The following is a 13595-nucleotide window of genomic DNA, read 5'->3' as shown; positions in this document are numbered from 1 at the left end:
TAGGCTCACTGTCCGGTGATGGCGATCTCGGCGATCAGCCCGTAGTGGTTCGAGCCGTGTGCATCGGCAATGCGGGTCAGGGACTTTATCTTGAGCGGCGCCCGCGCATAGACGTGGTCGATCGGCAGGCCGAACGCGCCTGCCCGGATCGGCCAGGTGGCGGGTTCGAATGGGGCGGTGGCCAGATCGGTATTGTTCAGGAACCGGCGCATGTTGGGCGCGAGGCTCGAGGCATTGAAATCGCCGGAGAGGAGCAGGGGGCCGCTTGTTTCCGAGATCGCCAGTGCGGCGCGGTCGAGTTCCAGCGAGTGGAAATTGTCGAAATAGGGCTTGGTCGTATGCATGCCGACGAAATTGATCGGCCGGCCGGCGACGGTCACTTTCGCAAGGATGAAGCGATCCGGGAAGATGTCGCTTAGAGACTGGACCATCGGCGCCTCGATCGGCACCTTGGAAAGCATCAGCTGGTCGCAATCTTCGATCAGCACTCCACAGCCGACCCGGTAGGGATAGGTCTTCGCCAGCTCATTCATATAGACCCTGAGCGGTGCTGCTTCCATGATGTTGACGAGGTCGGCGCCGGAAGATCGGATGGTCTCGACGATGTCTTCGGCTTGGTCGAAGTTGTCGTTGAGGATGTTGAAGGACATCAGCTTGAAGGTCGGCGCATTGGCATCCGCCGACGTCATCGGGGCCGCGAAACCGCGGCTCATCAGCACGGCGTGGCCGGCGAAGAGCAGCGAGACTGCGAACAGCAGCCAAACGACGAAGTGGCGCTTGATGAGCAGCGCAACGGCCACGGCCGCCACGCAGACCGCCGCCGCGTGCAGCTGCAGGCTGTAAAGCGTTCCCAAAATCCAGTGAGGGTGTACGTAACGCGTCCCGATCGCCATCAGTACGAGCGACACGATGACGCAGATGGCAACCGATAGTGTTTGTCTCATTCGGGTATGTCCGGGACGGCCGCCTTCTGTCGTGCGGTTGGACTAACATGAGGCCGATTTTGTTGCAATGCGGCACGCGGCAAGGCAGTTAACAGGAAGCGCGCGTCTTCCGCCGTTTTTCTTGAAAAAGGCCTGATTTTTCCGGGCCGAGCAGGCCTTGCCGCGCCATGTTCGGCGGCCCTGTGTTCTGCCTGACACGCCGCCCCGGAACCCTTCGGGTTTTCCCGCGACAAACTGGTCGCAGCCCCTTGCCAAGGCTGGACATATTTTGCGATCAAGCATAGAACGCGCCGGATTGCTGGGGAATCTATGGTCGAATTGTGTTCAGCCGAGATTCGCCGGGACGGGGGCAGGGCGGTTTCCGCGAATTGCGTGAGAAGGATGATTGAGCCGTGAGCGAGCACGACACACATAGCGAAATACCGGGCGAGCCCACTCGCCGCGATTTCCTTTACCTGACGACCGGTATGGCCGGCGCCGTCGGCGCTGTTTCCGTGGCATGGCCCTTCATCGACCAGATGCGTCCGGATGCTTCGACGCTGGCGCTCGCCTCGATCGAGGTCAATGTCGCCGCTCTCCAGCCGGGCATGTCGTTGACCGTCAAGTGGCGCGGCAAGCCGGTATTCATCCGCAACCGCACCCCGGAAGAAATCAAGGCTGCCGCCGACGTGCCGATGGCCGCGCTCAAGGATCCGGTCGCCCGCAACGCCAACCTGGCGCCAGATGCGAAGGCGACCGGCATCGACCGCTCGGGCGGCGCCGGCAAGGAAAACTGGATCGTGATGATCGGCTCCTGCACCCATCTCGGCTGCGTGCCGCTCGGCCAGTCCGGCGAATACAATGGATGGTTCTGTCCGTGCCACGGGTCGGTCTACGATACGGCTGGCCGTATCCGCAAAGGTCCGGCTCCGGAGAACCTCGCCATTCCGACTTTCAGTTTTAAGTCCGATACAGTTATCCAGATCGGGTGAGGGGATAAATACCTATGAGCGGTCATTCCACATACCAGCCATCGACCGGCATCGAGAAGTGGATCGATTCGCGGCTTCCGCTGCCGCGCATGATCCATGACAGCTTCATCTCCTACCCCGTTCCGCGCAATCTGAACTATGCCTATACCTTCGGCGCCATGCTGGCGGTGATGCTGATCGTCCAGATCATCACCGGCGTCGTGCTCGCCATGCATTATGTAGCGTCGACCGGCGCTGCCTTCGACTCGGTCGAAAAGATCATGCGCGACGTCAACCACGGCTGGCTGCTGCGTTACATGCATGCCAACGGCGCATCGTTCTTCTTCGTTGCCGTCTATCTCCACATCGCCCGCGGCCTCTATTACGGTTCGTACAAGGCGCCCCGCGAAATCCTCTGGATCCTCGGCGTGGTGATCTACCTCCTGATGATGGCGACAGGCTTCATGGGCTACGTCCTGCCCTGGGGTCAGATGTCCTTCTGGGGCGCGACCGTCATCACCGGCTTCTTCTCGGCCTTCCCGCTGGTCGGCGAATGGATCCAGCAGTTCCTGCTCGGCGGTTTTGCCGTCGATCAGCCGACGCTGAACCGCTTCTTCTCGCTGCACTACCTGCTGCCCTTCATGATCGCCGGCGTCGTCGTGCTGCACATCTGGGCGCTGCATGTCACCGGCCAGACCAATCCGACCGGCGTCGAAGTCAAGACCAAGACCGATACCGTCGCCTTCACGCCCTATGCGACGATGAAGGATGCGCTCGGCGTCTCCGTGTTCCTGATCGTCTACGCATGGTTCATCTTCTATATGCCGAACTTCCTCGGCCATCCGGACAACTACATTCCGGCTGACGCCCTGAAGACGCCGGCTCACATCGTTCCGGAATGGTATTATCTGCCCTTCTACGCAATGCTGCGCGCCATCACCTTCAATGTCGGTCCGATCGACTCCAAGCTCGGCGGCGTTCTGGTGATGTTCGGTTCGATCATCATCCTGTTCTTCCTGCCCTGGCTCGACACCTCGAAGGTTCGCTCCGCCGTCTACCGTCCCTGGTACCAGGTGTTCTTCTGGCTGTTCGTCGCCAATGCCATCATGCTCGGCTGGCTTGGCTCGCAGCCGGCGGAAGGCATCTTCACGACGCTCTCGCAGCTCGGCACGGTCTACTACTTCGGCTTCTTCCTCGTGATCATGCCGCTGCTCGGCCTGTTCGAAACGCCGAGGCGCATTCCGAACTCCATCACGGAAGCAGTTCTTGAAAAAAAGAACGGCAAATCCGCCGAAGCCCGCGCCTGACGCCTGCGACCGAGAGGGATTAGAAATATGAAAAAGCTTGTTACGAGCCTCGTCTCGCTGGCCTTCCTGGCGGGAATGGGCGTTGCCTCGGCCGTGGCGCAGGAAAATCACGCTGCGGCCCCGGCCGCAGAACATTCGGAAACGCCGCATTTTCCGATCAACCATCCCAAGGAAACCGATTGGAGCTTTGCCGGTCCTTTCGGTCACTACGACAAGGGCCAGTTGCAGCGCGGCCTGAAGATCTACACGGAAGTCTGTTCCGCCTGCCATTCGATGCGCCTCGTTTCCTTCCGCACGCTGGAAGGTCTCGGTTACTCGGAAGCGCAGGTGAAGGCGTTCGCGGCCAACTACAAGGTCCAGGACGGCCCGAACGACGAGGGCGAGATGTTCGAACGCACCGCCGTTCCGTCCGACTATTTTCCGTCGCCATTCCCGAACACCCAGGCTGCTGCTGCCGCCAACAACGGCGCCGCACCGCCGGACATGTCGCTGCTCGCCAAGGCGCGCGGCGTGACCCGCGGTTTCCCGCAGTTCATCTTCGACATGTTCACCCAGTACCAGCAGGGCGGCCCTGACTATATCCATTCGCTGCTGACCGGTTACCAGGAGCCGCCGGCCGGCGTCCAGGTTCCTCCGGGCGGCCACTACAATCCGTATTTCTCCGCCGCCGCTTCGCTCGCCATGGCGCCGCCGCTCAGCGCCGACCAGGTGACCTACGAGGACGGTACGCCGCAGACGGTCGACCAGTATGCCAAGGATGTCGCAGCCTTCCTGATGTGGGCCGCCGAGCCGCATCTCGAAGAGCGCAAGCGCACCGGCTTCATGGTGATGATCTTCCTCTTGATCTTCACCGGCCTGATCTACCTGACCAAGAAGTCGGTCTATGCCAGCAAGGAACACTGAGGTTTTCACCTCGTGATCTGAAAAAGGCGGCCTCCGGGCTGCCTTTTTTGTTGGGAGGAGAGCCATCCGTTGATAGGCTCGTCCTCCTCCTGCCGCCAAACATGTGGGTCATATGTCTTCCAAAAACGCTCTCTCCGCTGCCATTCGCTCCATCCCGGATTATCCGAAACCGGGCATCATCTTCCGCGACATCACCACGCTGCTCGGCGATGCCGTCGCCTTCAGGCAGGCAGTGGATGAGCTGGTGGCGCCCTATGCGGGCCTTGGCATCGACAAGATCGCCGGCATCGAAGCCCGCGGCTTCATCCTCGGCGGCGCGCTGGCGCATCAGCTGAAGGCCGGTTTCGTGCCGATCCGCAAGAAGGGCAAGCTGCCACACCAGACCGTGCGGATGGCCTACAGCCTCGAATACGGAACCGACGAGATGGAGATCCATGTGGATGCGGTAAAGGCCGGCGAGAAAGTGATCCTCACCGACGACCTGATTGCGACAGGCGGCACCGCGGAAGGTGCCGTGAAGCTGCTGCGCCAGCTTGGGGCCGAGATCGTCTCGGCCTGCTTTGTCATCGACCTGCCGGATCTCGGCGGACGCAGGAAGCTCGAAGAACTCGGCGTGGAAGTCAGAACGCTGGTCGAGTTTTCAGGCCATTGATAGGCCGCCGCCGCGAAGACTGATCCGGGTGAGGGGCAAATCCCTCACGCGAATTCCAGCACCGTGCCTTCGTAGCGCATCACCACGTCGCCATGCTGGTTCACGCCGTCACAGACTGTCATGTTGATCCAGGTGCCGGGACGCGAGGCGAGCGAGCGGCTCTCGGTCAGCGCGACGGAATAGGTGATGCTGTCGCCGGCATAGACCGGTTTCAGCCATTGCAGCTTCCTGAAGCCGGCCGAAGGCCCGAGCTTCGGGGCTGTGATGCCCTCGCTTTCGAGCCGCGCTACTTCCGCTTTCCAATAGGCGACATAAGTCTTCATCCAGCCGGCGCAGGTGTGCCAGCCGGAAGCGCAGAGCGCGCCGAAGACGTAGTTCTTCGCTGCTTCGGCATCCACATGGAAGGGCTGCGGGTCGAATTTCTTCGCGTAGCGGACGATGTCCTCGGCGGTGAAGAGAAGCGTGCCGGTGATGATTTTCTGGCCGGGCGGAGAAAGCTCGATCAGCCTCATGCAGCGTCCTCCCTGGCGTCGCGCAGCCGCATCATGATCGGGTTCTCGCCGCGCATGACGATCTCGCCGCGCTGGTTCTCCACCTCGTGCAGGAATTTCACCATGCCGATGCCCGGTCGCGAGCGAAGGGTGCGGGATTCGAGCACCGTCGAGCGGCCCGACAGCATGTCGCCGGCCAGAACCGGCCGTTTCCATTCCATGAACTCGATGCCGGGTGAACCCTCCGACGACGAGCTTGACAGCCAGCCGTCGTACATCATCCGCATGAACATGCTCGCCGTATGCCAGCCCGACGCAGACAAACCGCCGAGTATGCTCGCTTTGCCGGCGGCTTCGTCGATGTGCATTGGCTGCGGATCGAACTCCGCGGCGAATTCGACGATCTCGTCAGCCGTCACCAGCTTGGAGGCCAGCGGGAAAACCCGCCCCACCGAAAAGTCCTCGAAGTAATACGCGGATTCCGTCATGTGGCCCTCCCGCCCACGGTCTCAGGTGTTGAAGCGGAAGTGGATCACGTCGCCGTCCTGGACGACATATTCCTTGCCTTCGTCGCGGCCCTTGCCGGCTTCCTTGGCGCCGACTTCGCCCTTGAAGGCGATGTAGTCGTCATAGGCGATGGTGAAGGCACGGATGAAGCCGCGCTCGAAATCCGTATGGATGACGCCGGCGGCTGCCGGTGCCTTGGTGCCGCGCACGATCGTCCAGGCGCGGGTTTCCTTCGGGCCGACGGTGAAATAGGTGATCAGGTCGAGCAGGTGGTAACCGGCGCGGATCAACCGGTCGAGACCGGCTTCCTCTAGGCCGAGGGCCGACAGGAATTCCTTGGACTCTTCCTCGGGAAGCTGGGCCACTTCGGACTCGATCGCGGCCGAGATGATCACGCATTCGGCGCCCTGTTCCTTGGCCATGGCGGCGACGGCTTTTGTGTGCTCGTTGCCGGTCGAGGCATCGGCTTCCGCGACGTTGCAGACATAAAGAACCGGGTGCGACGTCAGAAGGTTGAGGTCCTTCAGGATCTCGATCTCTTCGGGCGCCAGCGTCTTCAGGAGCAGACGCGCCGGCTTGCCGTCGTTCAGGAGCTTGATGACGGCATCCATGACCGGCAGCTGCGCGACGGAATCCTTGTCCTTGCTGGCGGCGCGCTTGCGGGTCTGCTCGACACGGCGCTCCAGGCTTTCGAGGTCGGCGAGCATCAGCTCGGTCTCGATCGTATCGGCGTCGCCGACCGGATTGATGCGGCCTTCGACATGGGTGATATCGTCGTCCTCGAAGCAGCGCAGCACATGCACCACCGCGTCGACTTCGCGGATATTGGCGAGGAACTTGTTGCCGAGGCCCTCACCCTTCGAGGCGCCGCGCACCAGGCCGGCGATATCGACGAAGGAGATGCGGGTGGGGATGATTTCCTTGGAGCCGGCGACCGCGGCCAGCTTCTGCATGCGCGGATCGGGCACGGCCACTTCGCCGGTATTCGGTTCGATCGTGCAGAACGGATAGTTGGCCGCCTGGGCGGCAGCCGTCTTGGTGAGTGCATTGAAGAGGGTAGACTTGCCGACATTCGGCAGGCCCACGATACCGCATTTGAAACCCATGGGTCCGGACCCTGTATCTGAAGAAATTTCGTTGCTGTGGCTATGGGGGAAAGTGCCGGGGCGGTCAAGGCTTGGTCGGGATATCGCATTCACACATCTTGTAAGTAAGGTAAAATTGCCTTACTTACTCGCTAAGGAGTAATGCGATGGTTAGGTTGAAGGTTACGGCCAAAGGACAAATCACCTTGAAAAAGGAGGTTCTCGATCATCTCGGGATAAAACCCGGTGACGAAGTTGACGTCGATCTGCTTCCGAAAAAAGGAGCTCATCTTCGGAGTGTACCAACCGGGAATATAGAGGATTTTTTTAGCAGCTTCGGGAATCCTCACAATATTCATGCGACACTGGAGGAAATCCAAGACGCTATAGAGGCCGGTTGGGCCGGTGAAGTGCGGTTCGACGATGATCCCTGATACCAATGTCATTATCCGCGCCTGGGCCGGGGATGACGAGGCGCAGGCTGCGGAGGCGCGCCATCATATCAGGGAGGCGGAAGGGCTTTTTATCTCCACCGTCGCATTGTGCGAGTTTGTATGGGTCGCGCGTCAGATCTATCGCCGGACGCGACCTGAGATCGCCCAGGCTATCAGGCTTCTGATTGCAGATGAGCGCATTGTTGTCGATCGTGCTGTGGCGGATGCTGGCCTTGCATTCCTCGACGCCGGAGGCGATTTCGCCGATGGGGTGATCGAATTTGAGGGAAGGAGGTTAGGGGGCGAGACCTTCGTGACTTTCGACAAACGCGCGGCCTCGATCGTCCGGGCACAAGGCCGGAATTGCGTTCTCCTGGATGCCGATTGACCCGCATTCCACTCCGATCAACTGCTTGAAAAATTCCGGTTGCGGTGCGATATAAGCCGGAATGCCTAGTGTCGGACGCCGTCATCAGGAGGCGAGACGCCATGAGCGAAGATACCACCCTAAAACCAAAGACGAAAACCAAGACCAAGCTGGAGCGGCCAAAGCTCTACAAGGTTCTGCTCGTCAACGACGACTACACGCCGCGCGAATTCGTGACCATGGTGCTGAAAGCCGTGTTCCGGATGAGCGAGGAAACCGGCTACCGGGTGATGCTGACCGCGCACCGGATGGGGCTGGCGGTCGTCGTCGTCTGTACCAAGGACATCGCCGAAACCAAGGCGAAGGAAGCGGTCGACCTTGCCAAGGAGGCGGGTTTCCCGCTGATGTTCATCACCGAGCCCGAGGAATAGAGAGGGTTACCTCTTTTTTCCCGCCTTCACGCCGAGCGCTTCGGCGCTGATCCAGAAGACCGCGTCCTGCGATTCGGCCGTTTCCAGCCACAGGAAGTCGAGGTCGGGGAATTCCTCTTCGAGGATTTCGCGGCCCGAGCCGATTTCGCAGATCATCCCGCCGCCGACGTTGAGATGCGCCGGCGCCTCCGCCAGCAGCCGGCGGACGAGGTCGAGACCGTCGACGCCGCCGTCGAAGGCCATTGCCGGTTCTGAGCGGAATTCGGCCGGAAAACTGTCCATCGCTTCGTGATCCACATAGGGTGGGTTGGTGATGATCAGGTCGTATTTCTTGTTTCCGAGCGGCGCGAAGAGGTCGCCGTTGAAAAGCGTGAGCTGATTTTCGACGGCGTGTTCCGCAACGTTCAGCTTGGCCACTTCGAGTGCATCGGCCGAGAGGTCCACTGCATCGACCTCCGCATTCGGGAAGAATTTTGCCGCGAGGATCGCAAGGCAGCCGGAACCGGTGCAGATATCGACGGCGCTTTCGACGCTCAGCGGATCGGGCAGGAAGGTTGAGCCGTTCTCGCTCAGATATTCGCTGAACAGGATTTCGCCGATATGGGAGCGGGGAACGATCACCCGCTCGTCGACGAGGAAGCGGACGCCCTGGATATAGGCATGCCCGGTCAGGTAGGACGTGGGCTTGCGGGTGGTGACGCGGGCGTCGATCCGCTCGGCCAGCAGGCGGCGTTCGGCCGGCAGAAGGCGGGCGTCGAGGAAGGGATCGAGCACGTCGATCGGCAGGTCGAGTGAGTCGAGGATCAGGAACGCAGCGTCGTCGCTTGCCGTTGTCGTCCCGTGGCCGTAGCTGAGGTTGGCGGCGCTGAACCGGGAGATGGCATAACGCCAATAGTCGCGAAGGGTGACGAGTTCGCCGGTGATGTCATCCATGTTCGGGGCCTGGGTCATGTCGCGCTTCCATTTTCGATCGGCCTCCCATAGCCGCTCCGAAAGCGGCGCGCCACCCCTTTGAACGAGTGCTACGGCTCCTTATGGGCGGCGAATCTGGAAGCCGGTCTTGTTCTGCAGAAAGCCGCAGTTTTCATAAAAGCGCAGCGTTGCCGGGTCCTGCGAACCCGTCAGCAACATCACTTTGTAGCAGCCGTCACTCCAGGCCTGATCGATGGCCCTGCGGATGAGGGCGCCGGCATAACCGCGCTTGCGGTGGTCGGCATGAGTGACGACGTTTTCGATCAGCGCATAGGGCGCGCCTTTGCGGGTGAGGTTCGGCACGACGATCAGTGTCACCGTGGCCGCCGCGCGCCCGTCTGCGAAGCCGATCAACACCGTCATGCCGGGCTGGGCGAGAATGGCGGCGAAACGCTGCTCGGCCAGCGCCGGCTCCGGGTCGTGGTTCAGGTGGTGATAGAGTTCGATCAGGTCGGCAAGATCGCCGTCGCGGGCCGGGCGAATGACGAAGTCGGCAGAGGGCATCGACACTATTCGCCCTTGCCGCCGAACATCTTCTTCAGCATCTCGGCCATCGGGCCTGAGGTCGGCAGGCTCGGTTTGCCGCCGCTGCGGGCCTGGTGGATGTGCGATTGCCCGGTCGGTTTGGCGACCGGCTTTTTTTCCGGTTTAGGCTTTTCCTCGTCCGGCTTGCCGCCGACGGCGAGCGCCAGCTTGTTCATCAGCTGCGAATCCTCTCCCTTCACCAGCATTTCGGCGTTGTCGGCGAGGGCGTCGAGGAGAGGTGAGAGCCAGGTCTGGTCGACCTTGGCGAAATCGCCGAGCACGTGGTTGTGGACGAGCTCCTTTGCTCCCGGATGACCGATGCCGAGGCGAAGCCTGCGGTATTCGCGGCCGCAATGGGCATCGAGGGATTTGACGCCATTGTGGCCGCCGTGGCCGCCGCCGGTCTTGATGCGGGCCTTGGCCGCCGGCAGGTCGAGTTCGTCATAGATGGCGATGAGGTTTTCCGGCCCGAGCTTGTAAAAGCGCATGGCCTCGCCGACCGCTTCGCCCGAGAGGTTCATGAAGGTCTGCGGCTTGATCAGCAGCACCTTTTCGCCGGCGAGTTCACCTTCAGAGATCAGCGCCTTGAACTTCTTCGACCAGGGCGAAAAACCGGGACGACGCTGGATCGCGTCCACCGCCATGAAGCCGATATTGTGGCGGTTGCCCGCATATTGGGAACCGGGGTTGCCGAGGCCGGCGATGATGAGCATGGAGACGTCCATCCTTGACTGCTGGCTTTTCACCACCGCGAAACGCCGTCAAAGTCAACCGGTTTCGACACTTGAGCCTTTATTGAAGCTCATCAATGCCGTAGCGCCTCAGAATTGCATTCTGGACGCCGTCCTTGATGAGGCGGTCGAGGCCTGCCTGCATCCTGACGATCAGTTCGTCGGGCACATCGAGGTTGCAGGCAATGCCGAGATGCTGCTCGGAGAACAGGATGACCTTTTCGATCAGCGTTCCGTCCGCCTTCAGCTTTTGATAGACGCCTTCCGACATCGGCATCATGTCGATACGGTCCTGGAGCAGCTTTCTGAGCGTCGTGTCGACGTCGGCGCTGAGATCGATCTTCGGGAACCCCAAACTCTTCAGAAGCGCCTCGGTATAGTCGGCGCGATGGGTACCGGTCGTATATTGCTTGGCCTCGTCCAGGGTGGCCGCCTTGACCTTCGAACCTGCATGGCGGACGAGGATGCTGCGGTCGATGAAAAGAGGCACGACCCATTTGAAACGCGGCTCGCGTTCGGGCGTGCGGGCGGCGGCGAAGACGCAGTGCATGGGTTGGGTCTCGGCCACCGCAATGGCGCGAGCCCAGGGCATGATCTCCAGGGTGTAAGGCGTGCCCACGTCGCGCATGATGATCTCGACCTGGTCGATACCGACGCCGCGATAGCTGCCGCCCGGCTCCTGGTAGCTGAAGGGCGGGTATGACTCCGTCGAAAAGACGATCGGCTGCTGGGCATGGGCGCCCGCCGTGAGGCAGAGGCTGGCAAGAAGCGGCACTGCGATTTTCATCTGTCCACCTTCCAAATGCGCATGTTGTCATTTCTGACCCAGCATCTGGTCCGGTGGGGAGGGCTTGTCAGCTCGCCATGGACTCGATTTCGGCCTGCCGGGCGGAGAGGGCCGAGAGCAGTTCGGAGATTTCGCGAGGCTTCGAGAAGAGGTAGCCCTGGGCGTAGTCGATGCCCATTTGCTGCAGCAATAAGCGCTGCTCTTCCGTCTCGACGCCTTCGGCGACGACCTTGCAGTTCATCTTGTGAGAAATAGCACTGATGCCTTCGACAAGCATCCTGTTCTTACTGCCTATGTCACCCGTCTGTTCGGTGAGCGAACGGATGAAGGACTGGTCGATCTTGACGATATCGACGGGGAAACGGCTCATGTAGCTCAGCGACGAATAGCCGGTGCCGAAATCGTCAAGCGCAATACGGCAGCCGAAGCGATGGATCTCGTTGAGGATGGTGCGGATTTCAGGGTTGTCGTGCATCAGCACGGCCTCGGTGATTTCCACCACCAGGCGCGACGGATCGATGCCGTAGCGGCCGAGCAGACCGGCAAGGCGGGCCGGCAGGCCGGGCTCGAATTGCAGCGGCGAGAAATTGACCGCGACATAGGCCTCGCCCATGCCCGGCAGGCGTGAGACGCGGGCAAGGTTCGCCATCGCGTCTTCCAGGATGAGGTTGCCGATCTGGCCGATCGTGCCGGTCTCCTCGGCAACGCTGATGATGCCGGCCGGCGACATCAGCCCCTTGCGGGGGTGGCGCATGCGCATCAGGGCTTCGAAGCCCGACGGAACGCCGGTCTCGATGTCGACGATCGGCTGGAAATGCGCCTCGAACCAGCTTGCGGCAATGGCGACTTCGATGTCGCTCTCGATCTCGGCCCGTTCCCGCGTCTGGTCGAGAATGGCGGGATCGTAGACCTGCGCACCGTTCTTGCCGTCGCGTTTGCGGGCATACATCGCCATGTCCGACTTCTGCAGCAGTTCGGCCGCACTGGCGGCATGGCTCGGATAGAAGGCGAGCCCGATACTGGCGCTCAACCGCACGCCGGTGCCCTGGATTCGGAAGGGAACCTCGAACATGTCGACGATCTTTTGGCTGAGTTCGGTGGCACGGCGCTCGGCACCTTCCCCGGTGATCAGGATGGCGAATTCGTCGCCGCCGAGACGGGAGGCGGTATCGCCGTCGTTGAGCATCGGCTTGGTCCGTTCGACGAACTGGCAGAGCACGGCGTCGCCGGCGGCATGGCCGAGATTGTCGTTGATTGCCTTGAAGCGGTCGAGATCGACGAACAGGCAGGCGACCTCCGTCCGTGTCCTGTCGGCCTCGGCGATCTTCTGGTCGAGCGTCGCTTCAAAGCCCTGGCGGTTGAGAAGCCCGGTCAGGTGGTCGGAGATGGCCTGCTGATGGTTGCGCAGTTCCGATTGCCTCAGTTCCGTGACGTCCGTCATGACGCTCAACGAGCCGGGAATGCTGCCGCCGGCCGTGCCGAGTTCGATTTCGACGATCAGCACATCCATCAGGCGGCTGTCGGCGCAGAGGAAGCGGACGGTGGCTTCGATCGCCAGGCCGGTCGATTTCGCCTGCTGCTTGCGCCTTGCATAGATCTGCCGGTCCGCCGGCGCGACAAGCTCGGAAAAGGGATGGCCGATGACGTCCTCACGGCGATAGCCCGTCGCGAGCAGCCAATAATCGCTGACGGCGGCGATCTGGTCGCCCGAGGTCAGCGAAAACAGCATGGCCGGCGTCAGGTTGTAGATTTCCGTGGTCTGCTGGTGGGCACGCTTCAGTTCGCGCTCCTCGCGCTCCAGCAGCGTCTGCATTTCGTTGAAGCTCTTCGCCAGCCGCCCCATTTCGTCGTTCGAGCGCCAGTCGACATGGTGGCGCGAACCCAGCCTGCGGGTTGCCTCGATGGCTGCGGTCAGCCGCATCAGCGGCTTGATGACCATGACGCGGTTGCCGAGGATCGCTGCGCCGAAGACGGTCAGGATGGTGATGATGAAGATGGAGATGAAGGCCATTTCCATCTGGTGCAAGGCGGAGAACCAACCGAGCTTCGGGACATAGACGGTAATGCTGCCGACATTGCGGGTGCCCTGCTGCGATTTGTAGAAGATCGGCTCGGAGATGGCTTCAAGCCCGCGGAAATCGGCCGGATTGACGTCGACTTCGGAAATATTCAGCTTGCCCGTATTGTCGCTGATCTGCACGCCGCTGATGGCCGGGTCGGCGACGAGCATCGACGCGACCTGGTGGATGCTGTCGGTGTCGAGATCCCAAAGCGGCTTTCCGAGCGCCTGGGAGTTGGTCACCAGCACGACATTGACGTGTTCGCTGAGGTTCTTGGCGGCCTGCTGGGAGGAAAGCGCCAGAAACAGCGTGAACAGGGGCGCGACGACGACCAGAAGGGCGCCCGAAATAATCGCAATAAAACGACTCTCAACGGAATGAGTCATCCGTCTCCCCGCATTCATCGTCTGGCTGACGCCGGACTTTCCCCGTCATGCTGAAGTAGCGTG

The 13595-nt window shown here is 61.3% G+C and carries 16 protein-coding genes; 7 read left to right on the top strand and 9 right to left on the bottom strand.

What is annotated here, in order from left to right; all coding sequences use genetic code 11:
* Nucleotides 1-5: 5 nt before the first annotated feature.
* Complete coding sequence (locus tag MOV63_RS21395) at nucleotides 6-944, bottom strand: endonuclease/exonuclease/phosphatase family protein (protein WP_038544243.1); 939 nt, start codon at nucleotides 942-944, stop codon at nucleotides 6-8.
* A gap of 392 nt (nucleotides 945-1336) precedes the next feature.
* Between MOV63_RS21395 and petA the strand changes: the two genes are divergently transcribed.
* The 4 genes from petA to MOV63_RS21375 all read left to right on the top strand — a co-directional run bounded on the left by petA (nucleotide 1337) and on the right by MOV63_RS21375 (nucleotide 4756).
* Nucleotides 1337-1915 (top strand): ubiquinol-cytochrome c reductase iron-sulfur subunit, encoded by a 579-nt coding sequence (petA, locus tag MOV63_RS21390; RefSeq protein ID WP_038544239.1) that lies wholly within the window; start codon nucleotides 1337-1339, stop codon nucleotides 1913-1915.
* A 14-nt stretch (nucleotides 1916-1929) separates the two neighbouring features.
* Complete coding sequence (locus MOV63_RS21385) at nucleotides 1930-3201, top strand: cytochrome b N-terminal domain-containing protein (RefSeq protein WP_038544238.1); 1272 nt, start codon at nucleotides 1930-1932, stop codon at nucleotides 3199-3201.
* A gap of 27 nt (nucleotides 3202-3228) precedes the next feature.
* Nucleotides 3229-4104 (top strand): cytochrome c1, encoded by an 876-nt coding sequence (locus MOV63_RS21380; protein WP_247036622.1) that lies wholly within the window; start codon nucleotides 3229-3231, stop codon nucleotides 4102-4104.
* A gap of 112 nt (nucleotides 4105-4216) precedes the next feature.
* Nucleotides 4217-4756 (top strand): adenine phosphoribosyltransferase, encoded by a 540-nt coding sequence (locus tag MOV63_RS21375; protein WP_247036620.1) that lies wholly within the window; start codon nucleotides 4217-4219, stop codon nucleotides 4754-4756.
* 44 nt (nucleotides 4757-4800) lie between these two features.
* On the opposite strand, the gene MOV63_RS21370 is transcribed toward MOV63_RS21375, so the two are convergent.
* The 3 genes from MOV63_RS21370 to ychF are packed head-to-tail and all read right to left on the bottom strand — an operon-like array spanning nucleotide 4801 to nucleotide 6860.
* A complete protein-coding gene (locus tag MOV63_RS21370) occupies nucleotides 4801-5268 on the bottom strand; it encodes a MaoC family dehydratase (protein ID WP_247036618.1) in 468 nt (155 codons plus the stop codon).
* On the bottom strand, nucleotides 5265-5735 hold the full coding sequence (locus tag MOV63_RS21365; protein ID WP_247036616.1) for a MaoC family dehydratase: 471 nt from the start codon (nucleotides 5733-5735) through the stop codon (nucleotides 5265-5267). The genes MOV63_RS21370 and MOV63_RS21365 overlap by 4 nt, the downstream gene beginning before the upstream one ends.
* A gap of 21 nt (nucleotides 5736-5756) precedes the next feature.
* Nucleotides 5757-6860: a redox-regulated ATPase YchF gene (gene ychF, locus MOV63_RS21360; protein ID WP_038544226.1), complete on the bottom strand. Its 1104-nt coding sequence runs from the start codon at nucleotides 6858-6860 to the stop codon at nucleotides 5757-5759.
* Between the two features lie 146 nt (nucleotides 6861-7006).
* Between ychF and MOV63_RS21355 the strand changes: the two genes are divergently transcribed.
* From MOV63_RS21355 to clpS, 3 genes are all read left to right on the top strand, one after another.
* On the top strand, nucleotides 7007-7273 hold the full coding sequence (locus MOV63_RS21355) for an AbrB/MazE/SpoVT family DNA-binding domain-containing protein (RefSeq protein ID WP_247036614.1): 267 nt from the start codon (nucleotides 7007-7009) through the stop codon (nucleotides 7271-7273).
* Entirely contained in the window at nucleotides 7263-7661 is a 399-nt protein-coding gene (locus tag MOV63_RS21350) for a type II toxin-antitoxin system VapC family toxin (protein WP_247036612.1), read from the top strand. The genes MOV63_RS21355 and MOV63_RS21350 overlap by 11 nt, the downstream gene beginning before the upstream one ends.
* A gap of 101 nt (nucleotides 7662-7762) precedes the next feature.
* Nucleotides 7763-8071, top strand: coding sequence for an ATP-dependent Clp protease adapter ClpS (gene clpS / locus MOV63_RS21345; protein WP_038588323.1), 309 nt, complete (start codon nucleotides 7763-7765; stop codon nucleotides 8069-8071).
* A 6-nt stretch (nucleotides 8072-8077) separates the two neighbouring features.
* On the opposite strand, the gene prmB is transcribed toward clpS, so the two are convergent.
* The 5 genes from prmB to MOV63_RS21320 form a co-directional block, all read right to left on the bottom strand.
* A complete protein-coding gene (gene prmB, locus MOV63_RS21340; protein ID WP_247036610.1) occupies nucleotides 8078-9022 on the bottom strand; it encodes a 50S ribosomal protein L3 N(5)-glutamine methyltransferase in 945 nt (314 codons plus the stop codon).
* Between the two features lie 81 nt (nucleotides 9023-9103).
* Entirely contained in the window at nucleotides 9104-9547 is a 444-nt protein-coding gene (locus MOV63_RS21335; RefSeq protein WP_247036608.1) for a GNAT family N-acetyltransferase, read from the bottom strand.
* A gap of 5 nt (nucleotides 9548-9552) precedes the next feature.
* Nucleotides 9553-10281, bottom strand: a complete 729-nt coding sequence (gene pth / locus MOV63_RS21330) for an aminoacyl-tRNA hydrolase (protein WP_247036606.1) — start codon at nucleotides 10279-10281, stop codon at nucleotides 9553-9555.
* Between the two features lie 79 nt (nucleotides 10282-10360).
* Nucleotides 10361-11086, bottom strand: coding sequence for an ABC transporter substrate-binding protein (locus MOV63_RS21325; protein ID WP_247036603.1), 726 nt, complete (start codon nucleotides 11084-11086; stop codon nucleotides 10361-10363).
* 67 nt (nucleotides 11087-11153) lie between these two features.
* A complete protein-coding gene (locus tag MOV63_RS21320) occupies nucleotides 11154-13532 on the bottom strand; it encodes an EAL domain-containing protein (protein WP_247036601.1) in 2379 nt (792 codons plus the stop codon).
* Between the last annotated feature and the right edge of the window lie 63 nt (nucleotides 13533-13595).

Source organism: Neorhizobium sp. SHOUNA12A (assembly GCF_023006505.1).
Lineage (GTDB): Bacteria > Pseudomonadota > Alphaproteobacteria > Rhizobiales > Rhizobiaceae > Neorhizobium.
Note: the sequence above shows the minus strand (reverse complement) of the source record. Positions and strands in the feature narration are given on the sequence as shown.